At 72.3% G+C, this 22,040-nt stretch carries 20 protein-coding genes; 9 read left to right on the plus strand and 11 right to left on the minus strand.

Annotated elements, in window-relative coordinates; all coding sequences use genetic code 11:
• Positions 1-65: 65 nt before the first annotated feature.
• The 3 genes from ACZ6MA_RS07740 (at position 66) to ACZ6MA_RS07750 (ending at position 3,067) form a co-directional block, all read left to right on the plus strand.
• Positions 66-665, plus strand: a complete 600-nt coding sequence (locus ACZ6MA_RS07740; RefSeq protein WP_469431893.1) for a helix-turn-helix domain-containing protein — start codon at positions 66-68, stop codon at positions 663-665.
• On the plus strand, positions 662-1,984 hold the full coding sequence (locus ACZ6MA_RS07745) for an MFS transporter (protein WP_469431895.1): 1,323 nt from the start codon (positions 662-664) through the stop codon (positions 1,982-1,984). The genes ACZ6MA_RS07740 and ACZ6MA_RS07745 overlap by 4 nt, the downstream gene beginning before the upstream one ends.
• Before the next feature lie 237 nt (positions 1,985-2,221).
• Entirely contained in the window at positions 2,222-3,067 is an 846-nt protein-coding gene (locus ACZ6MA_RS07750) for a class I SAM-dependent methyltransferase (protein WP_469431897.1), read from the plus strand.
• 257 nt (positions 3,068-3,324) lie between these two features.
• On the opposite strand, the gene ACZ6MA_RS07755 is transcribed toward ACZ6MA_RS07750, so the two are convergent.
• Positions 3,325-4,554: a geranylgeranyl reductase family protein gene (locus tag ACZ6MA_RS07755; protein WP_469431899.1), complete on the minus strand. Its 1,230-nt coding sequence runs from the start codon at positions 4,552-4,554 to the stop codon at positions 3,325-3,327.
• Between the two features lie 177 nt (positions 4,555-4,731).
• Here ACZ6MA_RS07755 and ACZ6MA_RS07760 point away from each other — a divergent pair, with 177 nt between their 5' ends.
• Entirely contained in the window at positions 4,732-6,117 is a 1,386-nt protein-coding gene (locus ACZ6MA_RS07760) for a M20/M25/M40 family metallo-hydrolase (protein ID WP_469431900.1), read from the plus strand.
• A gap of 168 nt (positions 6,118-6,285) precedes the next feature.
• Here the strand turns inward: ACZ6MA_RS07760 and ACZ6MA_RS07765 are convergent, their stop codons facing one another.
• Both ACZ6MA_RS07765 and ACZ6MA_RS07770 read right to left on the minus strand, forming a co-directional pair.
• Entirely contained in the window at positions 6,286-7,323 is a 1,038-nt protein-coding gene (locus ACZ6MA_RS07765; RefSeq protein ID WP_469431901.1) for an NUDIX hydrolase, read from the minus strand.
• 315 nt (positions 7,324-7,638) lie between these two features.
• A complete protein-coding gene (locus tag ACZ6MA_RS07770; protein WP_469431903.1) occupies positions 7,639-8,628 on the minus strand; it encodes an ROK family protein in 990 nt (329 codons plus the stop codon).
• Positions 8,629-8,815: 187 nt separating this feature from the next.
• Between ACZ6MA_RS07770 and ACZ6MA_RS07775 the strand changes: the two genes are divergently transcribed.
• Complete coding sequence (locus tag ACZ6MA_RS07775) at positions 8,816-9,805, plus strand: LacI family DNA-binding transcriptional regulator (RefSeq protein WP_469432285.1); 990 nt, start codon at positions 8,816-8,818, stop codon at positions 9,803-9,805.
• A gap of 30 nt (positions 9,806-9,835) precedes the next feature.
• Here the strand turns inward: ACZ6MA_RS07775 and ACZ6MA_RS07780 are convergent, their stop codons facing one another.
• The 5 genes from ACZ6MA_RS07780 to ACZ6MA_RS07800 all read right to left on the minus strand — a co-directional run bounded on the left by ACZ6MA_RS07780 (position 9,836) and on the right by ACZ6MA_RS07800 (position 14,423).
• Positions 9,836-11,116 carry a DUF6986 family protein gene (locus ACZ6MA_RS07780; protein WP_469431904.1) on the minus strand — a complete coding sequence of 427 codons (1,281 nt, stop codon included), beginning with the start codon at positions 11,114-11,116 and terminating at the stop codon, positions 9,836-9,838.
• A gap of 191 nt (positions 11,117-11,307) precedes the next feature.
• Positions 11,308-12,270 (minus strand): electron transfer flavoprotein subunit alpha/FixB family protein, encoded by a 963-nt coding sequence (locus ACZ6MA_RS07785; RefSeq protein WP_469431906.1) that lies wholly within the window; start codon positions 12,268-12,270, stop codon positions 11,308-11,310.
• 129 nt (positions 12,271-12,399) lie between these two features.
• Positions 12,400-13,185: an electron transfer flavoprotein subunit beta/FixA family protein gene (locus tag ACZ6MA_RS07790; protein ID WP_469431908.1), complete on the minus strand. Its 786-nt coding sequence runs from the start codon at positions 13,183-13,185 to the stop codon at positions 12,400-12,402.
• 189 nt (positions 13,186-13,374) lie between these two features.
• Positions 13,375-13,881: a flavin reductase family protein gene (locus tag ACZ6MA_RS07795; protein ID WP_469431909.1), complete on the minus strand. Its 507-nt coding sequence runs from the start codon at positions 13,879-13,881 to the stop codon at positions 13,375-13,377.
• Positions 13,882-14,084: 203 nt separating this feature from the next.
• The gene (locus ACZ6MA_RS07800; RefSeq protein ID WP_469431910.1) at positions 14,085-14,423 is read right to left on the minus strand and encodes a TlpA family protein disulfide reductase; all 339 of its coding nucleotides are present in this window, start codon (positions 14,421-14,423) and stop codon (positions 14,085-14,087) included.
• A 370-nt stretch (positions 14,424-14,793) separates the two neighbouring features.
• On the opposite strand from ACZ6MA_RS07800, the gene ACZ6MA_RS07805 reads away from it, so the two are divergent.
• Positions 14,794-15,525 (plus strand): lysophospholipid acyltransferase family protein, encoded by a 732-nt coding sequence (locus tag ACZ6MA_RS07805; protein WP_469431912.1) that lies wholly within the window; start codon positions 14,794-14,796, stop codon positions 15,523-15,525.
• A gap of 238 nt (positions 15,526-15,763) precedes the next feature.
• On the opposite strand, the gene ACZ6MA_RS07810 is transcribed toward ACZ6MA_RS07805, so the two are convergent.
• The 3 genes from ACZ6MA_RS07810 to ACZ6MA_RS07820 are packed head-to-tail and all read right to left on the minus strand — an operon-like array spanning position 15,764 to position 19,010.
• On the minus strand, positions 15,764-16,834 hold the full coding sequence (locus ACZ6MA_RS07810) for a threonine aldolase family protein (protein ID WP_469432286.1): 1,071 nt from the start codon (positions 16,832-16,834) through the stop codon (positions 15,764-15,766).
• Entirely contained in the window at positions 16,828-17,589 is a 762-nt protein-coding gene (locus ACZ6MA_RS07815) for an SDR family NAD(P)-dependent oxidoreductase (RefSeq protein WP_469431913.1), read from the minus strand. Before ACZ6MA_RS07815 ends, ACZ6MA_RS07810 begins: the two co-directional genes overlap by 7 nt.
• Positions 17,590-17,615: 26 nt before the next feature.
• On the minus strand, positions 17,616-19,010 hold the full coding sequence (locus ACZ6MA_RS07820; RefSeq protein ID WP_469431914.1) for a DUF6421 family protein: 1,395 nt from the start codon (positions 19,008-19,010) through the stop codon (positions 17,616-17,618).
• Between the two features lie 346 nt (positions 19,011-19,356).
• On the opposite strand from ACZ6MA_RS07820, the gene ACZ6MA_RS07825 reads away from it, so the two are divergent.
• The 3 genes from ACZ6MA_RS07825 (at position 19,357) to ACZ6MA_RS07835 (ending at position 22,021) form a co-directional block, all read left to right on the plus strand.
• On the plus strand, positions 19,357-20,274 hold the full coding sequence (locus tag ACZ6MA_RS07825; protein ID WP_469432287.1) for an ABC transporter substrate-binding protein: 918 nt from the start codon (positions 19,357-19,359) through the stop codon (positions 20,272-20,274).
• Between the two features lie 125 nt (positions 20,275-20,399).
• Positions 20,400-21,239 (plus strand): amino acid ABC transporter permease, encoded by an 840-nt coding sequence (locus ACZ6MA_RS07830; RefSeq protein WP_469432289.1) that lies wholly within the window; start codon positions 20,400-20,402, stop codon positions 21,237-21,239.
• Complete coding sequence (locus ACZ6MA_RS07835) at positions 21,236-22,021, plus strand: amino acid ABC transporter ATP-binding protein (RefSeq protein ID WP_469431916.1); 786 nt, start codon at positions 21,236-21,238, stop codon at positions 22,019-22,021. The genes ACZ6MA_RS07830 and ACZ6MA_RS07835 overlap by 4 nt, the downstream gene beginning before the upstream one ends.
• The last annotated feature ends 19 nt before the right edge of the window (positions 22,022-22,040 follow it).

Below are 22,040 nucleotides of genomic sequence, written 5' to 3' on the forward strand. Positions count from 1 at the left end.
GTCGGCGAACGAACAAGATGCAGAGAACTCTATGCAAAGGACTCTCTGCACCATAGGTTGGCCCGATGACCAAGGAACCCGGGCACGCCCCGGCCAAAGCCACGCGGCGCATCGACGCACGCAGCCTGCGGGGGCTGGCTCACCCCCTGCGGATGAGCATCCTGGAAGCACTGAGCCTGGACGGCCCCGCCACCGCCACCGGCCTCTCCCGGCGGCTGGGCGAGAGCACCGGGACCGTCAGCTGGCATCTGCGCCACCTGGCCGAGCACGGTTACATCGAGGAGGAGACCGGGCGCGGCACCAAGCGCGAGCGCTGGTGGCGGGCCGTCGAGGACGCGAAACTGCTCAACCCCGCCGAGTTCCGGGACGACCCCGAAACCCGGGACGCTCTGGCGGTGTATCTGCACCAGCTGGCGCGGCAGTTCTTCAGCCGGACGGTGACGTATCTGGGTGAGGACTGGGACGGCGCGTGGCAGCAAGCCGCCACCTTCTCCGACTGGCGCGACCTGCGGCTGACGCCCGACCAGCTCGGGCGGCTCAACCAGGACTTGATGGCCGTGGTCGCCCGCCACGCGCCGGGCCCCGGTGCGGAACCGGCACCCGACGCGCTGCCCGTCATCGTGCAGATCCAGTCCTTCCCGCGCAAGAACCGGGAGGACGCGTGAGCGGGTCGCCCCGCGGTGGTCTGCTGCGGCGCCACCGGGACTTCCGGCTGCTGTGGTGCGGCGAGACCACGGGCAAGTTCGGGGCGTCCGTCACCGGCGTGGCCATGCCGCTCATCGCTGTCACCACCCTCGATGCCGGGACCTTCACGGTCGGGCTGCTGAGTGCCTGCGCCTGGCTGCCCTGGCTGATCGTGGGCCTGCCGGTCGGGGTCTGGGTGGACCGGTACCGGCGCAGGCCGATCATGCTGGCCGCCGCGGCGGCGTCCTTCCTGCTGTTCGCCTGCGTCCCGGTCGTCACCCGGTTCGGCGGGCTGAGCACGGGGTTCCTGCTGGTGGTCACCGTGCTGACCGGTACGGCGGCGGTGTTCTTCCAGACGGCCTACAGCGCGTACCTGCCCAGCCTGCTCGACCCCGTCGACCAGACCGAGGGCAACGCCAAGTTGCAGGGAAGCGCGTCCGCCGCACAGATCGCCGGCCGGGGATCCGGGGGCCTCATAGCCCAGGTGGCCGGTGCGGTGAACGCCATGTTCGCCAACGCCGCGACCTTCCTCGTCTCCCTCGTCTGTCTGGCGGCCGTCCGGCACCGTGAACCGCGCGTCAGCGGGTCCGGGCGCCGGACCGGTTCGATGGTGAGTGAGGTCGCGGCGGGTCTGCGGCTGGTCACCGGCGACCGGTGGCTGCGGACGCTGACCTTGTTCGGTGCGGTCTCCAACCTGGGGCTGATGGGTTACCAGTCGATCCTGGTGGTCTTCCTGGTACGGGAGGTCGGTCTGAACCCCGGGACCGTCGGCGTGCTGATCGCCGTCGCCGGGGCGGGCGGTGTCGTCGGAGCCTTCCTCGCCCGCCGGGTCGCCGCGCGCGTCGGCACCGCGCGGGCGACGCTGCTGTGCGAAGTCGGCCTGGCCCTTCCGGCCCTGCTCATCCCGCTCACCACCGGCGGAGCGGGAACGCTCCTGTACGTGGCCGGCGGCTTCAGCGTGTCCGCCGGGGTGGTCGCCGGCAACGTCATCAAGGCGAGTTTCCAGCAGAGCTACTGTCCGCCCCGGCTGCTGGGCCGTCTCAACGCCAGCGCGGCGTTCCTGAACTACGGCACTCTTCCCGTCGGAGCACTGCTCGGCGGCGCGCTCGGCTCCGCCCTCGGACTCCGCGCAGCGATGTGGATCACCACTGCGGGAGTCCCGCTGGCCGGGCTGATCCTGCTCTTCTCCCCACTCCGCGCAACCCGTGACCTGCCGGTCTCCCCCCTGCGCGACGAGCCGGCCGGCTCGCGCCGCCCCGCGGCGAAGCCGCAGGGGAGCCGTACGGGCCTGGACGCGTAGGCGCCTCCCGCCTGGCCGGCGGATCGTCGGCCACCGGCCGTCTTCGCCGCCTACGGCGGCGAGCGCCGTACGGGCGCGTCCTCAAGCGCCGGCCAGCGGTGGTACGGGGGCGCGCCACGGGCAGGCCCGGCTGTGCCGACCTCGGCGGTCAAGCACCCTCCGGGCGCATCCGGTCGTTGGTCTCCGTGAAGACCTCGGCGGGACAGGCCGAGCAACCGGGCGGGAGTGATGACCCACATGACCAATGTCCATTACCGGCAACACGTGATGCCGTACTACCGCGCCTTCGGGTCACGCTTCGGGTATGCGGCGCTGCTCGGCCGCACGCGTCACTTCGGATGGTACGAGCCGGGCCACTCCCCCTGGGCGTTCACGGCGGCCATGCGGCGCATGGAGTTCGTCGTGGCCGGGAAGCTGGCCCTGCCTCCGGGGGCGTCGGTGCTCGACGCCGGGTGCGGGGTCGGCGACACGGCGCGCACGATCGCGCGGGTGAGCGGGGTGCACGTCACCGGGATCGACGGGATCGAGCCGGACGTCGCCATCGCGCGGCAGCGCTCGGCCCGTGCCGACGGGCCGGGCAGGCGCACGCGATTCCTCCTGGCCGACTATCACGCGCTGCCGTTCGCCGATGCTGCCTTCGAAGGCGTCTACACGATGGAGTCCTTCGTCCACTCGCCCGACCCGGAACAGGGGCTCGCCGAATTCTTCCGTGTCCTGCGTCCCGGCGGAAAGCTGGTGATGTCCGAGTACTCGAGCGCTCCGCAGGCCCATCTGTTGCCACGGGCGCGGTCCGCGCTGCTCAAGGTCTGTGAACTCTCCGGTATGCCGGGCATGCTCACCATGACCCACGGGCACCTGGAGCGGCTTCTGCGGCAGACCGGTTTCCTCGTCGAATCGGTCTATGACGCGACGGAGAAGGTCTTGCCCATGCTGCGGTGCTTTTCGCTGCTCGGCCGCCTGCCCTACGCGCTCGCGCGCGGCGTGGGCCGAGGTGACCGTCTCGTCAACGCGATGAGTGGGGTGGAAATGTACCGGCACCAGGACACGTGGCGGTACAACATCTGTGTCGCCACCAAGCCGTGATCGTGTCTCGCGGCTGACGGATGCCGCGCCGCGGACGGGGGCATTGCCCCCAAGCCCGGGCCGTGCCCGGCGGTTCGCCGGCCACCGGCCGTCTTCGCCGCCTGCGGCGGCGAGCGCCCTGCGGGCGCGTCCTCAATCGCCGGACGGGCTTGATTGAGCCCGTCCGGCGATTGAGGACACAGCACAGCAGCCCGTCCGGCGCTTGAGGACACAGCACAGCAGCCCGTCAGGCGATTGAGGACACCGCCGGACAGGCCCTAAGGCCGGTCCATCGCCGAGAGCACCCGCCGTGCCACCGGGTGCGTCCGTACGATCTCGGCCAGGGTCGTCGTACCGCGAGTGATCCTGGCAAACGCGTGCCACGCCGGGCGGAAGCCCGTGACCGCGGCGTGGATCAGTCCGGGGCGGCGTTCGAAGAGCGTGAGCATGCGGCGTCCGACGCCCATCTCCACGCCGAGCCCGGCCTTGATGGCGAAGGCGTAGTTCAACGCCTGGCGGCGGGCGTCCACCGCGTCCTGGGCCTCGGCGATGCGGACGGCCCACTCCCCCGCGAGGCGCCCCGACCGCAGGGCGAAGGAGATGCCCTCCCGGGTCCAGGGCTCCAGCAGTCCCGCCGCGTCGCCGCAGACGAGCACCCGGCCCCGGGAGAGCGGGGAGTCGTCGGACCGGCAGCGGGTCAGATGACCGGAGGAGACGCTCGGCTCGAATCCCGCCAGGCCGAGCCGTGCGATGAAGTCCTCCAGATAGCGCTTGGTGCCGGCGCCCTCGCCGCGCGCCGAGATCACCCCGACGGTCAGGGTGTCCCCCTTGGGGAAGACCCAGCCGTAACTGCCCGGGATCGGGCCCCAGTCGATGAGCACCCGGCCCGCCCAGTCCTCGGCGACCGTCGCGGGCACCGGGATCTCGGCCTCCAGGCCCAGGTCCACCTGGTCGAGCTTCACCCCGACGTGTGCTCCTATCCGGCCGGCGCTGCCGTCGGCTCCGACGACCGCGCGGGCGAGAAGGGTCTGACCGTCGCCGAGCACCACGGCGACGGTCCGCCGGTCGGGCACGGCCGATCCGTGCTGCTCGACCCGCGAAACGGTCACCCCGGTGCGGAGTTCGGCGCCCGCCTTCTTGGCGACCTCGACGAGACCGGCGTCGAACTCGGGACGGTTGATGAGCCCGAAGAGCATCCGCTTGGAGCGACGGGTGCGCGTCAGCTTCCCGTTGAGGGAGAAGGTGACGGCGTGCACCCGGTCACGCAAGGGAAGGTCGAAACCGGGAGGAAGCGCGTCGCGCGAGGGGCCGATGATGCCACCGCCGCACGTCTTGTAGCGCGGGAGTTCGGCCTTCTCCAGAAGCAGGACCCTGCGGCCCGTCGATGCCGCGGCGTAGGCGGCCGAGGCTCCGGCGGGGCCCGCTCCCACCACCACGACGTCCCATACCGGCTCCCCGTCCCCGGGTACGTCCCGGCCCGCTTCCTGGGCCGCGTTGTCGCTGCTCACCTGTGGTTCTACTCCCGCTCGATCACCGGCTACCGCTACCGCCCGCATCCTACGGCCAGCCGCCCGCCCCTCCCGCTGCGGGAAGGGGCCGGGTGACCGCCCGGTAGGACATGGGAGGATCAGGATCACCATCGCCCGTATGTACGGACTTAACGCCGCGCCCACAAGGAGCGTTCCATGGAATCGACCTCGACCCGTCAGCAGGCCCAGGCCGCGCTCGCGGCGACCGTCGCCTCGCTGCAGCCCCGCGCCCGGACCGAGCTGGCCGAGCTGGTGGCCTTCAAGTCCGTCGCGGACGAGGCACAGTTTCCCAGGAGCGAGTGCGAGGCCGCCGCGAACTGGGTGGCCGAGGCGCTGCGGACCGAGGGCTTCGAGGATGTGGCTTTGCTCGACACCCCCGACGGCACCCAGTCCGTCTACGGCTGCCTCCCCGGCCCGGCCGGCGCGCCGACCGTGCTGCTCTACGCCCACTACGACGTGCAGCCGCCGCTGGACGAGGCCGCCTGGGTCTCGCCGCCGTTCGAGCTGACCGAGCGGGACGGGCGCTGGTACGGGCGCGGCGCCGCCGACTGCAAGGGCGGTCTGATCATGCACCTGACCGCGCTGCGGGCGCTCAAGGCGAACGGCGGCGTACCGGTCCGGGTGAAGGTCATCGTCGAGGGTTCCGAGGAGCAGGGCACCGGTGGCCTGGAGCGCTACGCCGAGGCCCACCCCGAGCTGCTGGCCGCCGACGCGATCGTCATCGGTGACGCCGGCAACTTCCGCCTGGGCCTGCCGACCGTGACGGCGACGCTGCGCGGCATGACCCTGGTGCGCGTCCAGGTGGACACCCTGGAGGGCAATCTGCACTCGGGCATGTTCGGCGGCGCCGCGCCGGACGCGCTGGCAGCGCTGATCCGCGTCCTGGACTCGCTGCGCGCCGAGGACGGCTCGACCACCGTGGACGGCCTGGAGGACCAGGGCGTCTGGGACGGACTGCAGTACCCCGTCGAGAACTTCCGCCAGGACGCGAGGGTCCTCGACGGAGTCTCCCTGATCGGCTCCGGCACGGTGGCCGACCGGCTGTGGGCCCGCCCGGCCGTCACCGTGCTCGGTATCGACTGCCCGCCGGTCGTCGGCGCCACCCCGTCCGTGCACGCGAGCGCGCGGGCGCTGATCAGCCTGCGGGTCCCGCCGGGCATGGACGCCGCCGAGGCGACGAAGCTGCTGGGCGCGCACCTGGAGAAGGCCACCCCCTGGAACGCCCGGGTCGCCGTCGAGCAGGTGGGCCAGGGCCAGCCGTTCCGCGCCGACACCGACAGCCCGGCGTACGCGTCGATGGCCGACGCGATGCGGGTCGCCTACCCGGGCCAGGAGATGCAGACGGCCGGCATGGGCGGCTCCATTCCGCTGTGCAACACCCTGGACGCGCTGTACCCGGACACCGAGATCCTGCTGATCGGCCTGAGCGAGCCGGAGGCGCAGATCCACGCGGTGAACGAGAGCGTCTCGCCGCAGGAGCTGGAGCGGCTCTCCCTGGCCGAGGCCCTGTTCCTGATCAACTACGCCGACAGCAAGCGCTGACACCCGGTCGCGGTACGTGCGCGGGTGGTGCGGGCCGTGTCGCCCGCACCACCGCCGCGCGGCGGTGCCCGCGAGCACCGGACGGGCTGACCGGCTGTGCTCGGCCACGTCGAGCCCCTGACGGCGAAGAGGCCCGCGGCCGAAGATCCGCCGGACGAGACCTGACCGTCACCCGACGGGAACACCCGCTTCGAGGTTGAGCGGGCGTCCCTGCTCGCGGGCGCGCAGCGCCCAGCGCAACCTGCTCAGCCGGACCGGCGGCAGCAGCGACGCCGCCTCGTCCTCGGTGACGAAGCGCCAGCCGCGCAGTTCGGACCCGGGCAGCAGCAGCCGGCGGGCGTCGGCCCCGGTCAGCCGGCCACCGTCGAAGAGGAACCGCAGCCCCCCGTAGCCGGGCGGTTTCGGCGGCTCCCAGTCGACGACCAGCAGTCGTGGCACGGCGGCGAGTTCGATACCGATCTCCTCGGCGACCTCGCGCATGCCGGCGCGGGCGGGCGCCTCCCCCGGTTCGACGACCCCGCCGGGGAACTCCCAGCCGGGCTTGTACGTGGGGTCGACGAGCAGCACCCGGTCCTCCTCGTCGAAGAGCAGCACCCCCGCGGCCAGCGTCTCGGCCCTCGGCTCGGGGGTCTGGACGATCGGGCAGGCGTCCGCGGCGCCGGTACGGACGGCCTCCGCGACCTTCTCGGCCACCTCACGCGGTGTCAGCCCGCCCGTGTCGACGGCGAACGCGTCGGCTTCCAGCCAGGTCAGCGCCTCGCGGTAGGGGGCGATCTGCTCCCGTGCCCACCGGCGGACCGACTCGCTGCTCCCCGGGTCGTCCGCGTCCTCCGCACGGCCCGCGATACGGGCCCGAAGTATCGTTTCGTCAGCGGTGAGCAGGACATGGCGGACCCGGATCCGCCGGGAGGCGAGCGCCCCGAAGATCTCGTCCCGGTGGTCCTGTCGCAGCAGCGTCATGGGCACCACGAGCACCCCGCCGACCTCCGCGAGCAGGGCCGCCGCCGTGTCCGCGACCAGCCGCCGCCAGATCGGCAGGTCCCGGACGTCACCGACCTCGCCCAGCCGCTTCGGCGGGAGCAGGTGGTGCAGTGCCCCGCCGATCACCTCGGGGTCGAAGAGGGTGCTGTCCGGGATCAGTTCGGTCAGCTCCCTGGCCGTGCTGGTCTTTCCCCCACTGAACGCGCCGTTCAGCCAGACGATCACGGTTCCCCCTTCTCCGTAGCCCCCTGCGAAGTTCCCGGACTGTGACGTTGCCCGGAACACCCTGCCACGAAAACGCGTGCGAGCGGCATGGCGCGCGCCCGGCCCTTCGCGGCTGGATTCAGCGCCACACCCAGCCCGTCCGGCGATTGAGGACGCGCCCGCAGGGCGCCCGCCGCCGCAGGCGGCAACGACGACCCGCAGTCGAAGACCCGCCGGCCAGGCGAGAGGCGGCAACGACGACCCGCAGTCGAAGACCCGCCGGCCAGGCGAGAGGCGGCAACGACGGCCCGCAGCCGAAGACCCGCCGGACACGCCCTAGGTGGCGGAGCCCGCGGCGGGCCGGCTCCCGACCGCCCCTTCCCACAGCCCCACGTGCTGGGCCGCCGCCGCTGCCGCCCCGACGAGGCCCGCGTCCGGGCCGAGCCGGGCGGGGAGCACCCGCACCGGGGAGGCGAAGGACAACGTGGCGTAGTCGCGCAGACTTTCCCGCAGCGGGGCGAAGAGCACCTCGCCCGCTCCGGCGACCCCGCCGCCCACCACGGCGACCTCGATCTCGACGAGCGTCGCGGTCGCGGCGATGCCGGCGGCCAGCGCCTGCGCCGCCCGGGCGAAGGAGGCGCGTGCGACGGGATCACCCGCTGCGGCGGCCACGGCGACGGCAGCGGCGCTCCGGTCGCCGTCCGGGCCCGGACGCCAGCCCGCCTCCAGCGCCCGGCGGGCGATGTTGGGGCCGCTCGCGAGGCGTTCGACGCAGCCGCGGGCCCCGCACGGGCACGGGTCACCGTCGAAGTCGACACTGATGTGACCGATGTGTCCCGCATTGCCGGTCGGGCCGGTGTGGAGACGGCCGCCCAGGACCAGACCTCCGCCGACGCCGGTGGAGACGACCATGCAGAGCGCGTTGGCCCGCCCTCGGGCCGCGCCCTGCCAGTGCTCGGCGGCGGTCATCGCGACCCCGTCGCCGACCAGCACCACCGGCCTCCCGTCGGCCCGCCCCGCCACCTCGGCGACGAGGGGGAAGTCCCGCCAACCGGGCACATTGACCGGGCTCACCGTCCCGCGCGAGGCGTCGACGGGCCCCGCGCTGCCGATGCCCACGGCCCGGACGCCCGGCCAGTGCGCGCTCTGCCGGAGTTCGTCGAGCACGGCCGCGACCGCGCCCATCACCGTCGCGCCGTCCTCCCCGGCTGGCGTCGGCCGTCGCGCGCGCGTGCGCAGCCGCCCCCGGCCGTCCACCAGCGCCCCGGCGATCTTGGTGCCGCCGATGTCGAGAGCGGCGACGAGGTCGTCGGGTGCGGTGCGCATGGGGGTGTCTCTCCTGGTGAACGTGGTGTGGGGGGGTGGCGGGAGGTTCAGTCTCGCCGGTGTTGACAACGTTGTCCAGGCTCTATGCTCGACGTCACCCGCCGCACCGCGGAACCCCGACGGAGGACATGCCACCGTGGCCGACACCGCCCACCGCCCGCCGCCCCGCTACGGCGCCCGTCCGACCATGAAGGACGTGGCGGCCCGGGCCGGGGTGGGGCTGAAGACCGTCTCGCGGGTCGTGAACGGCGAGCCCGGCGTCACCCCCGACACCGAGCGGCGGGTCCAGGACGCGATCACCGCCCTCGGTTTCCGCCGCAACGACAGCGCCCGGATCCTGCGCAAGGGCCGCACCGCCTCCATCGGCCTGGTCCTCGAGGACCTCGCCGACCCCTTCTACGCGCCCCTCAACCGGGCCGTCGAAGAGGTCGCGCGCGCCCATGGGACGCTGCTGATCAACGGCTCCAGCGCCGAGGACCCGGAGCGCGAGCGCGAGCTGGCCCTCGCCCTGTGCGCCCGCCGGGTCGACGGCCTGATCGTCATCCCGGCCGGGCACGACCACCGCTATCTCGAACCGGAGATCGCGGCGGGCGTCGCGACCGTGTTCGTCGACCGTCCCGCCGGGCTGATAGACGCCGACGTGGTGCTCTCGGACAGCTTCGGCGGTGCCCGCGACGGCGTCGCCCACCTCATCGCCCACGGTCATCGCCGCATCGGCTTCCTCGGCGACCAGCCGGGCATCCACACCGCCACCGAGCGACTGCGCGGCTACCGGGCCGCGATGACGGCCGCCGGGCTGCCCGTCGACGACACCTGGGTGTCGCTGGGCCCCACCGCCCCCGAGCGGGTACGGAGCGAAGCAGTCCGGATGCTCACCGGGCCCCGGCCGGTCACCGCCCTGTTCGCGGGGAACAACCGGGTGACGGCCACCGTCGTCCGCGTCATAGCCGGCCGGCCCCGCCCCGTCGCCCTCGTCGGCTTCGACGACCTCGAACTGGCCGACCTGCTCTCCCCCGGACTCACCGTGATCGCCCAGGACGCCGTGCGCCTGGGCCGTGCGGCCGCCGAGCGGCTGTTCCGACGGCTGGACGGGGTCGAGGAGCCACCGCGGCGCGTGGAGCTGCCGACCCGCCTCATCGTGCGCGGCTCGGGCGAACTCCCGCCCGCCGACGACTGATCCGCGCTTCCCAGCGGACCCCCCGCTCGGTCACGTCCGCGCCGCGCGCCCCGCGAGCCGGTCGAGGTCGGCAAGCGTCAGCCCGGTCAGCCGGGCCACCTCCGCCGTGTCCAGGGCACCGCAGTCCACGCCGCGCAGCAGATAGCCGCTGAGCGCCCGGGCCGTGGCGGGCTCGTCCATCACCTCGCCGCCGGAGCGGCCGACGTAGGCGACCAGCCGGGCGGCGGCCCGCTCCAGGCCCTCGCGGTAGAAGGCGTAGACGGCGGCGTAGCGGGTCGGCAGCTGTGCGGGGTGCATGTCCCAGCCCTGGTAGTACGCGCGGGCCAGGGACCGGCGTACGAGACGGTGGTGGAGCCGCCAGGCGTCGTGCACCCGCTCCGTCGGGCCGACGGGCAGGACGTTGGTCGAACCGTCGGAGAGACGCACCCCGGTGCCCGCCGCCGCGACCTGCATGACGGCCTTCGCGTGGTCGGCCGCCGGGTGGTCGGGGGCCTGGTGGGCGGCGGCGACCTGGCAGGCGGCGCTGTAGTCGAAGGTGCCGTAGTGCAGGGAGGTGGCGCGGCCCCGGGCGGCATCGATCAGACGGGCGACGGTGGCGCGGCCGTCGGCGCCCAGGATCGCCTGGGTGGTCTCGATCTGGATCTCGAAACCGATCCGTCCCGCGTCGAGGCCGTGTGCCTTCTCGAACTCCTCGGCCAGATCGGCCATCGCGGCGACCTGCTCGGGGAAGCCGACCTTGGGAAGGGTGAGGACGAGCCCCTCGGGCAGGCCGCCCGCCTCCATCAGCGCGGTGAGGAAGACGTCGAGGGTGCGGATGCCCCGGTCGCGGACGGCCGCCTCCAGGCACTTCATCCGGATACCCGCGTAGGGGGTCGCCGTACCGTCCGCGCGGGCGGCGGTCAGGAGCCGTGCCGCGCGGGCGGCGTCGGCGTCCTCCTCGGCGTCGGGGCGCGGGCCGTAACCGTCCTCGAAGTCGACGCGCAGGTCTTCGACGGGCTCATGTGACAGTTTGTCGCGAACACGCGCGTACACCTCGTCGGCCAGCTCGCCGCGCAGCCCGAGGACGGCGGCGAACGCGGCGGCGTCGGGCGCGTGTTCGTCGAGGGCCGCGAGCGCCTGGTCGCCCCAGGAGCGGACGGTGCCGGCGGCGAAGGCGTCGGCGGGGACGTAGACGGTGTGGACGGGCTGCCGGGTGCCCGGATCTCCCGGGTAGCGGCGGGCGAGTTCCGCGTCGACGTCCGCGAGTGACGCGCCGACGGCCTCGCGCACCGAGGACGCGAACGTCGTGGCCACCGTCTCGTGCTGCCTCATCGCACACCCTCCGGCCCGTCAGTTTCCGCTTTACGGAATCAACTATCCGTAGCGGGAAGCTATCGGCGCCCCCGGCCGGGGGTCAACACCCCCGGGACGCCCCCGGTGCCCGGCGCGGTACGCGCGAGGTCCCCGTACGCGGGACGCGTACGGGGACCTCGGCGGCGGACAGGAGCGTGACCGGGAGAGGGTCAGCCCTTGCGGGCCTTGACCTCGTCCGTCAGCTGCGGGACGACCTCGAAGAGGTCGCCGACCACGCCGTAGTCGACCAGTTCGAAGATCGGGGCCTCGGCGTCCTTGTTGATGGCGACGATCGTCTTCGAGGTCTGCATGCCGGCCCGGTGCTGGATCGCACCGGAGATGCCCGCCGCGACGTACAGCTGCGGGGAGACCGACTTGCCGGTCTGGCCGACCTGGTTGGTGTGCGGGTACCAGCCGGCGTCGACGGCGGCACGCGAGGCGCCGACGGCCGCGCCGAGCGAGTCGGCCAGCGCCTCGATGACGGGGAAGTTCTCGGCACCGTTGACGCCACGGCCACCGGAGACCACGATCGCGGCCTCGGTCAGCTCGGGGCGGCCCGTCGACTCGCGCGGCGTGCGGGAGACGACCTTGGTGCCGGTCGACAGCTCGCCGAAGGAGACGGACAGCTGCTCGACGGTGCCCGCGGCCGGGGCGGCCTCGGGGGCGGCGGAGTTGGGCTTGACGGTGATGACCGGGGTGCCCGTGGTGACGCGGGACTTGGTGGAGTACGAGGCCGCGAAGACGGACTGCGTGGCCACCGGGCCCTCGTCGCCGGCCTCCAGGTCGACGGCGTCGGTGATGATGCCGGAGCCGATACGGACCGCGAGGCGGGCCGCGATCTCCTTGCCCTCCGCGGAGGACGGCACGAGCACGGCGGCCGGGGAGACGGCCTCGTAGGCGGCGGCCAGCGCGTCGACCTTCGGGACGACGAGGTAGTCGGCGAACTCGGGGGCGTCGGCGGTGAGGACCTTGACCGCGCCGTACTCGCCGAGCACCTGCGCGGCGGCGTCGGCACCGGCACCGAGGTGCACGGCGACGGGCTCGCCGATGCGGCGGGCGAGGGTCAGCAGCTCGAGGGTGGGCTTGCGGACGGCACCGTCCACGTGGTCGACGTAAACGAGGACTTCAGCCATGGGGTGTTCTCCTGCGAGAAAAAGAGGGGCGGGTGACGGTTCGTACGGACCGGGGGAAGCTCGGATCCGCCGCGGCCCCGGGGGTGGTGGCGTCGAAAGGCGACACCGCGGCCCCGGGCCCGAAGGCGGTCAGATGAACTTCTGGCCCGCGAGGAACTCGGCGAGCTGCTTGCCGCCCTCGCCCTCGTCCTTGACGATCGTGCCGGCCGTGCGGGCCGGGCGCTCCGTGGCCTCGTCGACCTTGCTCCAGGCGCCGTCGAGACCGACCTGGTCCGCCTCGAGGCCGAGGTCGGAGAGGTCCAGCGACTCCACCGGCTTCTTCTTGGCGGCCATGATGCCCTTGAAGGACGGGTAACGGGCCTCGCCGGACTGGTCGGTCACGGAGACGACGGCCGGGAGGGAGGCCTCCAGCTGCTCGCTGGCGGCGTCGCCGTCACGGCGGCCGGTCACCTTGCCGTCGGCGACGGCGACCTCGGAGAGCAGGGTCACCTGCGGGACGCCGAGGCGCTCGGCGAGCATCGCCGGGACGACGCCCATGCCGCCGTCGGTGGAGGCCATGCCGGAGATGACCAGGTCGTAGCCGACGTGCTCGATGGCCTTGGCGAGCACCAGCGAGGTGCCGAGCGCGTCGGTGCCGTGCAGATCGTCGTCCTCGACGTGGACGGCCTTGTCGGCGCCCATCGACAGCGCCTTGCGCAGCGCGTCCTTGGCGTCCTCGGGGCCCACGGTCAGCACGGTGATCTCCGCGTCGTCCGCCTCGTCGGCGATCTGCAGCGCCTGCTCGACCGCGTACTCGTCGAGCTCCGAGAGCAGGCCGTCCACGTCGTCGCGGTCGACGGTCAGGTCCTCGGCGAAGTGCCGGTCGCCGGTGGCGTCGGGCACGTACTTCACACAGACAACGATCCTCAAGCTCACGCCGGCTCTCCTACTGCATCGTCTCTTCGTAGCTGCCTTGTGCAGGCAGCATAGGCGCCTTGTGGGGCGGATTCCGGTTGGATCGGACTCCGCTCCGACCAGAATGTTACTCGCCAGTACATCCAGCGTGTTCCCCGAGCGCAAGGCCGGTGAACTGTGATCTGTCCAACGCGGGAAATACGGGACGTCTCAGTCCCGCAGACCGTTGAAGCGTCCCTGGTGGTAGAGGAGCGGGCGGCCCGCCCCGGCGGGGTCGCCGGCGACCGCCTCGGCGAGCACGATCCGGTGGTCACCGGCGGGCACCCTGGCCACGACGCGGCAGACCAGCCAGGCCAGTACGCCGTCGAGCAGCGGCACGCCCTCGGGGCCGGTGCGCCACCGGGTGGGCGGGGCGAAGCGGTCGGCGCCGCTGCGGGCGAAGGTGCCGGCCAGCTCGCGCTGGTGCTCGCCGAGTATGTGCACCCCGACATGATCGGCCTCGGCGACCACGGGCCAGCTGGAGGAGCCCGTGCCGATCCCGAAGGAGACGAGCGGGGGTTCGGCGGCCACGGACGTCAGGGAGGTGGCGGTGAAGCCGACCGGGCGGGGGCCGGGCGCGGTGATCACGGCGACACCGGCCGCGTGCCGCCGGAAGACGGAGCGCAGCAGTTCGGGGGTGGCGAGGTGGGTGGTGCCCGGTGGGGATGAGGCCGTCATGGAGCTGTCCTTCTTGCTGGGGGTGCGAGCCGGGAGCGTGCGGTCGATGCCGCTCACGGGCTCGGACAGCACGCGCTCGGAGTCCGCGAGGGATCCACGTGCGCTCGTCGGTGAAGGCGGGTTCCGGGCCACATAGCGTCACAGTGACGATTCGGGGGACGGAGCGTCAAGGGCGGCCGGGCAGATGGGAGGCGGATCACGGGTCACACGGCTTCGCCGAGGGCCGCGATGACATCGGCCCGGCGCGGCTGACCGGCGGCGCGGCGCACGACGACGCCGTCCGCGTCGAGGACGAGGACGGTCGGCGTACCGGTGATCCCCAGGGCGCGTACGAGTTCCAGCCGCGCCTCCGCGTCGATCTCCACGTGCGCCACCCCGTCGACCATGGCGGCGACCTCGGCCAGGGTGCGCCGGGTCGCCCGGCACGGCTGGCAGAAGGCGCTGGAGAACTGCACGAGCGTGGCCCGCTCCCCCAGCTCCCGCGCGCCGATGTCGGCGGCGCTCAGCCGCTCCCGCCCGTTCTCAAGGCCCCGCCCGCGCACCCGCGTCCCTCCGTCGTCGCCGTCAGCTCATCGTCGGCTCACCGTCCGGACCTGTGTCCGATCTCCCGTGTGCAGCGCCGCGGGGCCCGGAGAAATTTCCCGCCCGGGCCGCCCGTGCCCCGGGGCCGGGCGCCCCGGCGCCGGGGCACGGGCAGCCCGGTTCGGTACGGGCGGTGTCCGCGCCGGATCCCCGGTGTACCTTCGGCTATACCGGATTCCGGCCGACGTGATGAGAATCTCCCGTTCTGCGGGGCGTCCTCGCTGGCCGACAGGCCGGGCATTCAGGCACGATCTGCCGGAAGCCGAGAAACCTACGGCCGCGTAACTTCAGCCGGGACACCCCTCCCCAGGCCCAGAAGGATTCCCCGATATGGCAGAACTCGTCTACCCCCCGGTGATCGGCGCCGCCCGCACCATGTTCAAGGCGCTCGATCTGCGCTTCGACATCCAGGGCAGCGAACACATTCCGCAGCGCGGTGGGGCGGTCTTGGTGAGCAACCACATCGGATACCTCGACTTCGTCTTCTGCGGGCTGGCCGCCCGCCCGGCCAAGCGTCTGGTGCGCTTCATGGCCAAGGAGTCCGTCTTCCGGCACAAGGTGTCGGGCCCGCTGATGCGGGCGATGAAGCACATCCCCGTGGACCGCGCGGCGGGCATGGACGCGTACAAGCACGCTCTGAAGGCGCTGCGTTCGGGTGAGATCATCGGAGTCTTCCCGGAGGCGACGATCTCCCAGTCGTTCACGCTGAAGAACTTCAAGTCGGGGGCGGCCCGGCTGGCCCAGGAGGCCGGGGTTCCGGTGCTGCCGATGGCCCTGTGGGGCACGCAGCGGCTGTGGACCAAGGGTCACAAGCGTGATCTGGGGCGCCATCACATCCCGATCACGATGCGGGTGGGCGAGCCGATCCCGGCCGACCCCGCCGAGCACGCGGACACCGTCACCGAGCGCGTCCGGGCCCGGGTCCAGGACCTGCTGGAGGCGGCCCAGCGCGCCTATCCCGTACGCCCCAAGGGGCCGGACGACACCTGGTGGATACCGTCCCACCTCGGCGGCACGGCCCCGACCCCGGCGGAGGCCGCGGCGCTCGACCGTCAGCGCTAGTCGCGTCCGGGGCGCGTTGACGGCGGGCCATCCTGCCGCGCGCGGCGGCGGGCGCCCTGCGGGCGCGTCCTCAATCGCCGGACGGGCTGGTTTTGGCTGAGGTCAGCCATATCAAGCCCGTCCGGCGATTGAGGACAACCGCCGCGCAGCGGTGGTGCGGACAACAGGCCCACGAAGGGCCTCCGGCCGTCTGTGCGACGGCCGGGGGCCTTGGTCCGGGCACGCGGGACGCGAGGGGCTACTTGGCCATCTCCTCCGCGACCGCCGCGGTGAAGGCGTCCACGTCGGCCTCGGTGGTGTCGAAGGCGCACATCCAGCGGACGACGCCGGCCGGCTCGTCCCAGAAGTAGAAGCGGTAACGCTTCTGCAGGCGCACGGCCACATCGTGCGGCAGCCGGGCGAAGACGCCGTTGGCCTGCACCGGATACAGGATTTCGACGCCGTCGACGTCCCGTACGCCCTCGGCCAGGCGCGTGGCCATGGCGTTGGCGTGCGAGGCGCTGCGCAGCCACAGGTCGCCCGTGAGCAGGGCCTCGAACTGGGCCGAGACGAAGCGCATCTTGGAGGCGAGCTGCATCGACATCTTGCGCAGGTGCTTCATCGCCCGCACCGCGTCCGGGTTGAGGACGACGACGCACTCGCCGAAGAGCAGGCCGTTCTTGGTGCCGCCGAAGGAGAAGAGGTCCACTCCGGCGTCGGTGGTGAAGGCCCGCAGCGGAAGGCCCAGCGTGGCCGCCGCGTGGGATATCCGCGAGCCGTCGAGGAAGACCTTCATGCCGCGCTCGTGGGCGTGGTCGCAGATCTCCCGGATCTCTTCGGGGGTGTAGCAGGTGCCCAGCTCGGTGGTCTGGGTGATCGCGACGATCTGGGGCTGGGCCCGGTGCTCGTCGTCCCAGCCGAACGCCTCGCGGTCGATCAGCGCGGGGGTGAGCTTGCCGTCCTCGGTGGGCACAGTGAGCAGCTTGAGGCCGCCCACCCGCTCGGGGGCGCCGCACTCGTCGACGTTGATGTGCGCGCTCTGGGCACAGATGACCGCGCCCCACCGCTCGGTGGCCGCCTGGAGGGCGACGACGTTGGCACCCGTTCCGTTGAAGACCGGGAAGGTCTCGGCGGTCGGCCCGAAGTGGGCGCGCATCACGTCCTGGAGGTGGGTGGTGTAGTCGTCCTCGCCGTAGGCGACCTGGTGGCCGCCGTTGGCGAGGGCGAGCGCCGCCAGGACCTCGGGGTGCGCGCCCGCGTAGTTGTCACTGGCGAAGCCGCGCAGTTCGGGGTCGTGCCGGCGTATGGCGTCGGTCGCCGGGGTCACGATTGCGGAGTCAGCCACAGACGGGTTCCGTTCACTTCCTGGGCGGGCTTGGACCAGACGTCGACGATGGCCTCGGCCAGGTCGGTGACGTCCGTGAAGCCCGCGAACTTCGCGTTGGGGCGCTCGGCGCGCATCGCGTCGTGCACCAGTGCCTTGACCACCAGGATGGCAGCCGCGGCCGACGGGCCCTCTTCGCCCCCCGCCTTGCGGAAGGCGTCGCCGAGGGCGAGCGTCCAGGCCTCGGCGGCGGCCTTGGAGGCGGAGTAGGCGGCGTTGCCCGCGGTGGGCCGGCTGGCGCCCGCGGCGCTGATGAGCAGGTAGCGGCCGTTGCCACTGCGTGCCAAGGGGCCTTCGAAGGCCAGGGAGGTGTGCTGCACCGTGCGGATGAGCAGCTTCTCCAGGAGGTCCCAGTCGGCGATGTCGGTCTCGGCGAAGGTGGCGGAGCCGCGCCAGCCGCCCACCAGGTGCACGAGCCCGTCGATGCGGCCGAACTCCTTCTCCGTGCGGTCCGCCCAGGCGCGGGTCGCCTCGAGGTCGAGCAGATCCACGGTGTCGCCGGTGACGGTGGCGCCGCCATGGGCGTAACGGGCGGCGTCGACGGCCTCCGCCAGACGTGCGGCGTCCGCGTCGGAGGCGACGACGGTCGCCCCGGCCTCGGCCAGGCGCAGCAGGGCGGCGCGGCCCGCCGGACCGGCGGCTCCCGCCACCGCCACGACGGCCCCGTCCAGCCGGCCATTGCCGTTCGTCGCAGTGCTCATGGTCGTCGCCTCACTCTCGGACGTGCTCACGCGGCCACCTGCTCGCGCGTCGCGGTGATCCCCTTGGTCGAGGCGATCACGCCGCGCAGCTTCTTGGCAAGGGCCTCATAGAACATGCTGAGCGGGAACTCGTCGGGAAGCACGTCGTCCACGAGCTTGCGCGGCGGCTGGGAGAGGTCCAGGGCGTCGGGGCCCTTGGCCCACACGGAGCCGGGGTGCGGGGAGAGGTAGGTCGAGACCAGGTCGTAGGCGGCGAACCAGTGGACGAGCTTGGGGCGGTCGATCCCGTCGCGGTAGAGCTTCTCGATCTCGGCGCACAGCTGGTTGGTGACCTGCGGGGCACGCTGCCAGTCGATGTGGAGGGTGTTGTCCGTCCAGCGTACGACGTCGTGCTTGTGCAGGTAGGCGAAGAGCAGCTGGCCCCCGAGACCGTCGTAGTTGCGGACGCGGTCACCGGAGAGGGGGAAACGGAACATCCGGTCGAAGAGCACGGCGTACTGCACGTCGCGGCCCTGGGAGTAGCCGTCGGCCTCCAGCTTCACGGCCTCCTTGAAGGCGGTGAGGTCGCAGCGCAGCTCCTCCAGCCCGTACATCCAGAACGGCTGCCGCTGCTTGATCATGAAGGGGTCGAAGGGCAGGTCGCCGTGGCTGTGGGTGCGGTCGTGGACCATGTCCCACAGGACGAACGCCTCTTCGCAGCGGTGCTGGTCGCCGACCATGTCCCGGATGTCGGCGGGCAGCTCCAGGCCGAGGGTGTCGACGGCCGCCTCGGTGACGGCGCGGAAGCGGGCCGCCTCGCGGTCACAGAAGATCCCGCCCCAGGTGAAGCGCTCGGGGGCCTCGCGGACGGCGATGGTCTCCGGGAAGAGGACCGCGGAGTGGGTGTCGTAGCCGGAGGTGAAGTCCTCGAAGGTGATGCCGAGGAAGAGCGGATTGTCGTAGCGGGTGCGCTCCAGCTCGGAGAGCCACTCCGGCCATACGACGCGCAGCGCGACGGCCTCCAGGTTCCGGTCGGGGTTGCCGTTCTGCGTGTACATGGGGAAGACCACGAGGTGCTGGAGGCCGTCGGCGCGGTGCGCGGCGGGCCGGAAGGCCAGCAGGGAGTCGAGGAAGTCCGGCACGCCGAAGCCCGTGTCGGCCCAGCGGCGCAGGTCCGCGGCGAGAGCGGCGTGGTACTCGGCGTCGTGGGGCACGAGGGGGGAGAGCTCCCCGACGGCCGCTATGACGCGGTCGACCTCGGCCCGGACGATCTCGCCCGGTGGTGCGCCCTCGGCCGTGAGGTCGATGGAACCGTCCGCGGACTGCCAAGGCCGAATAGCCTCCACGGCGTCCTTGAGCGTGGCCCAGGCCGGGTGGCCCACCACCCGCTCCGCGGACAAAATGTTGGCCTCTGCCGCTATCGGCGCAAGGATTTCCGTCATGGCTACCCCTCCTCAGGAGAACCTGGTGTTAAGACACCGTATCCGTGCCAGGTTCTTCGCCTCAAGGGGAGTGGCGATAAATTATCCTGCGAACCCCCCGGTTGAGCCGCTATTTTTCCTGCCGCCCCGCGACCGGCATGTCTCAGACGCGGGATCCTGTCACTTCTGGCACATCAGCCCCGGTGGTTGAGCGGTCATTTTCGGCCATGGTCACCCCGTCTCCCGGATGTCTACCCCGGCCGGGGCGTGTTCATGAGTGTTCATGAACCGGCAACAGTCTTCCGCTATTCGGACCGTTCGTGGCATGACCTGGACAGATCACCCGGCGCGCTGCCAGTCTCCCGCCATGCCCGTCGCCCCTCAGCACCGATATGTCCGCAGCCCCCGGCTCCTGGCCGTCACCGCCGCCCTGCTGTGCGCGGCGGCCGCCGGCTGCGCCCCTCAGGACGACTCCGACGCGAAGACCTCCGAGGCGGCGTCCGGCGCCGCACCCGCCAAAGGTTCCTGTGTGAAGGGGAAGCTGGCCACCGAGACCGCGGGGAAGCTGACCGTGGGCACGGACAAGCCCGCGTACGCCCCCTGGTTCCAGGACGACGACCCCTCGTCCGGCAAGGGCTTCGAGTCGGCCGTCGCGTACGCCGTCGCCGAGCGGCTCGGCTACGACCGGTCCGAGGTGATCTGGCAGACCGTTCCCTTCCAGAACTCCTTCGCCCCGGGGAAGAAGAAGTTCGACTTCGACCTCAACCAGATCTCCATCAGCGACGAACGCCGCCGGGCCGTGGACTTCTCCCCCGGCTACTACGACGTGCGCCAGGCCGTCATCGCGCTCAAGGACTCCCCCGCGGCGAAGGCCACGACCGTCGCCGGCCTCAAAGGCGCCAAACTCGGCGCCCAGGTGGGCAGCACGAGCCTGGACGTCCTCAACGACGTCATCAAGCCCGACCGGCCGGCCGCCGTCTTCCAGAAGAACGACTTCGCCAAGACCGCGCTCAAGAACGGCCAGGTCGACGCGATCGTCGTCGACCTGCCCACGGCCTTCTACATCACCTCCGCGGAGGTGCGGGAAGCGAAGATCGTCGGCCAGTTCGACGCCAAGGCGGCCAAGGGCGGCGAGGGAGAGCGGTTCGGCCTCGTCCTCGACAAGGGCAGTGCGCTCACGCCCTGCGTCGGCGACGCCGTCGACTCGCTGCGCAAGGACGGCACCCTGAACCGTCTGGAGAAGAAGTGGCTCTCCGAGGCCGCGGACGCCCCGGTGCTCAAGTGACGGTCGAGAACACGGCGCCGGAGGATCCGGCGGGCAAGGCGTGCGACGAGTCCCCCGGCACGTCCCCGTCGCTCGTCGAGCGAGCGGGCGCCGGTGCCTCCGACGCGGGCGGGGGCGAGGGATACGTGCCGTCGGCGCGGCGCGTCGAGCGGGAGCGGTTCAAACGGGCCCGGGCCCGCCGGGCCACGGCCATCGCGGCCGGGAGCACCCTGGTCACGGGCATCGCGCTCGTCCTCCTCGTCGTCAACTCCCCCGGCTGGCCCCGCACCCGCCAGACGTTCTTCAGCGCCCATTACGCCCGCGAGGCGCTGCCGAAGATCCTCGACGGGCTGCTGCTCAACCTCCGGCTGCTGCTCGTCTGCGGCGCGGCGGTCCTCGTCCTCGGTCTGCTGATCGCCGTCGCCCGCACCCTGCGCGGCCCGGTGTTCTTCCCGCTCCGCGCGCTCGCCACCGCCTATACGGACTTCTTCCGCGGGCTGCCGCTCATCATCTGCCTGCTGCTGGTCGTCTTCGGCGTGCCGGCGCTGCGACTGCGCGGGGTGACGACCGACCCCGTCCTCCTGGGCGGCACGGCGCTGGTGCTGACCTACTCCGCGTACGTCGCCGAAGTCTTCCGTGCCGGTATCGAGTCCGTGCACCCCAGCCAGCGTGCCGCGGCCCGCTCGCTGGGCCTGACGGGGCGCCAGACCCTGCGGTTCGTCATCTTCCCGCAGGCCGTACGCCGGGTCGTACCGCCGCTCCTCAACGACCTGGTCTCGCTCCAGAAGGACACCGGGCTCGTCTCGATCGCCGGTGCCGTCGACGCGGTCTACGCGGCGCAGATCATTTCCAGCAAGAGCTTCAACTACACGCCGTACGTGCTCGCCGGCCTGATCTTCGTGGCCCTCACCATTCCCATGACCCGCTTCACCGACTGGATCACCGCGCGGATGGACCGCCGCCGGGCGCAGGGAGGGATCGTATGACCACCGCGGATGCCACCGCCGGCACCGGCCCGGGCACGGACGCCGTGCTGCGGCTGGAGTCCGTCCGCAAGACGTTCGGCCGGTCCGTCGTGCTGCGGGACGTGGACCTGGAGGTGCCCCCGCATACCGTGACCGCGCTCATCGGGGCGTCCGGCTCGGGCAAGTCGACCCTGCTGCGGTGCGCGAACCTCCTGGAGGAGATCGACGACGGCGCGATCTTCCTCGACGGCGAGGACATCACGGATCCCCGGGTGGACCCCGACACGGTACGCCGCCGGATCGGTGTCGTCTTCCAGGCCTACAACCTCTTCCCGCACATGACCGTGCTGGAGAACGTCACCCTCGCCCCGCGCCGGGTGCACGGCGTGCCGCGCGCCGAGGCCCAGGAGCGGGCGCGGGAGCTGCTGGGGAGGCTGGGGCTCGACGGCAAGGCGGGCGAGTACCCGGACCGGCTCAGCGGCGGTCAGCAGCAGCGCGTGGCGATCGTGCGGGCCCTGGCCGGCCGGCCCCGGCTGCTGCTGCTCGACGAGATCACCGCGGCGCTCGACCCGGAGCTGGTGGGCGAGGTGCTGAGCGTCGTGCGCGACCTCAAGGAGGAGGGCATGACCATGGTCCTGGCCACCCACGAGATGGGGTTCGCGCGGGACGTCGCCGATCAGGTGTGCTTCCTGGACGGCGGGGTGGTGCTGGAGCGCGGGACCCCCGCGGAGGTCTTCGGCGAGCCGCGCGAGGAGCGCACCCGGCGCTTCCTGCGGCGGCTCGTGGAGGCCGGCCGGCTGTGAGGAGACGGCGGCCGGCCCG

The sequence above is a fragment of the Streptomyces sp. NPDC042259 genome (assembly GCF_055582085.1).

What these genes read in the sequence shown, in the direction of transcription:
- ACZ6MA_RS07740 (WP_469431893.1), top strand. Translation starts at nt 66, where the DNA reads ATGACCAAGGAACCCGGGCACGCCCCGGCCAAAGCCACGCGGCGCATC.
- ACZ6MA_RS07750 (WP_469431897.1), top strand. Translation starts at nt 2,222, where the DNA reads ATGACCAATGTCCATTACCGGCAACACGTGATGCCGTACTACCGCGCC.
- ACZ6MA_RS07760 (WP_469431900.1), top strand. Translation starts at nt 4,732, where the DNA reads ATGGAATCGACCTCGACCCGTCAGCAGGCCCAGGCCGCGCTCGCGGCG.
- ACZ6MA_RS07770 (WP_469431903.1), bottom strand. Translation starts at nt 8,628, where the DNA reads ATGCGCACCGCACCCGACGACCTCGTCGCCGCTCTCGACATCGGCGGC.
- ACZ6MA_RS07775 (WP_469432285.1), top strand. Translation starts at nt 8,816, where the DNA reads ATGAAGGACGTGGCGGCCCGGGCCGGGGTGGGGCTGAAGACCGTCTCG.
- ACZ6MA_RS07780 (WP_469431904.1), bottom strand. Translation starts at nt 11,116, where the DNA reads ATGAGGCAGCACGAGACGGTGGCCACGACGTTCGCGTCCTCGGTGCGC.
- ACZ6MA_RS07785 (WP_469431906.1), bottom strand. Translation starts at nt 12,270, where the DNA reads ATGGCTGAAGTCCTCGTTTACGTCGACCACGTGGACGGTGCCGTCCGC.
- ACZ6MA_RS07795 (WP_469431909.1), bottom strand. Translation starts at nt 13,881, where the DNA reads ATGACGGCCTCATCCCCACCGGGCACCACCCACCTCGCCACCCCCGAA.
- ACZ6MA_RS07805 (WP_469431912.1), top strand. Translation starts at nt 14,794, where the DNA reads ATGGCAGAACTCGTCTACCCCCCGGTGATCGGCGCCGCCCGCACCATG.
- ACZ6MA_RS07815 (WP_469431913.1), bottom strand. Translation starts at nt 17,589, where the DNA reads ATGAGCACTGCGACGAACGGCAATGGCCGGCTGGACGGGGCCGTCGTG.
- ACZ6MA_RS07820 (WP_469431914.1), bottom strand. Translation starts at nt 19,010, where the DNA reads ATGACGGAAATCCTTGCGCCGATAGCGGCAGAGGCCAACATTTTGTCC.
- ACZ6MA_RS07825 (WP_469432287.1), top strand. Translation starts at nt 19,357, where the DNA reads ATGCCCGTCGCCCCTCAGCACCGATATGTCCGCAGCCCCCGGCTCCTG.
- ACZ6MA_RS07835 (WP_469431916.1), top strand. Translation starts at nt 21,236, where the DNA reads ATGACCACCGCGGATGCCACCGCCGGCACCGGCCCGGGCACGGACGCC.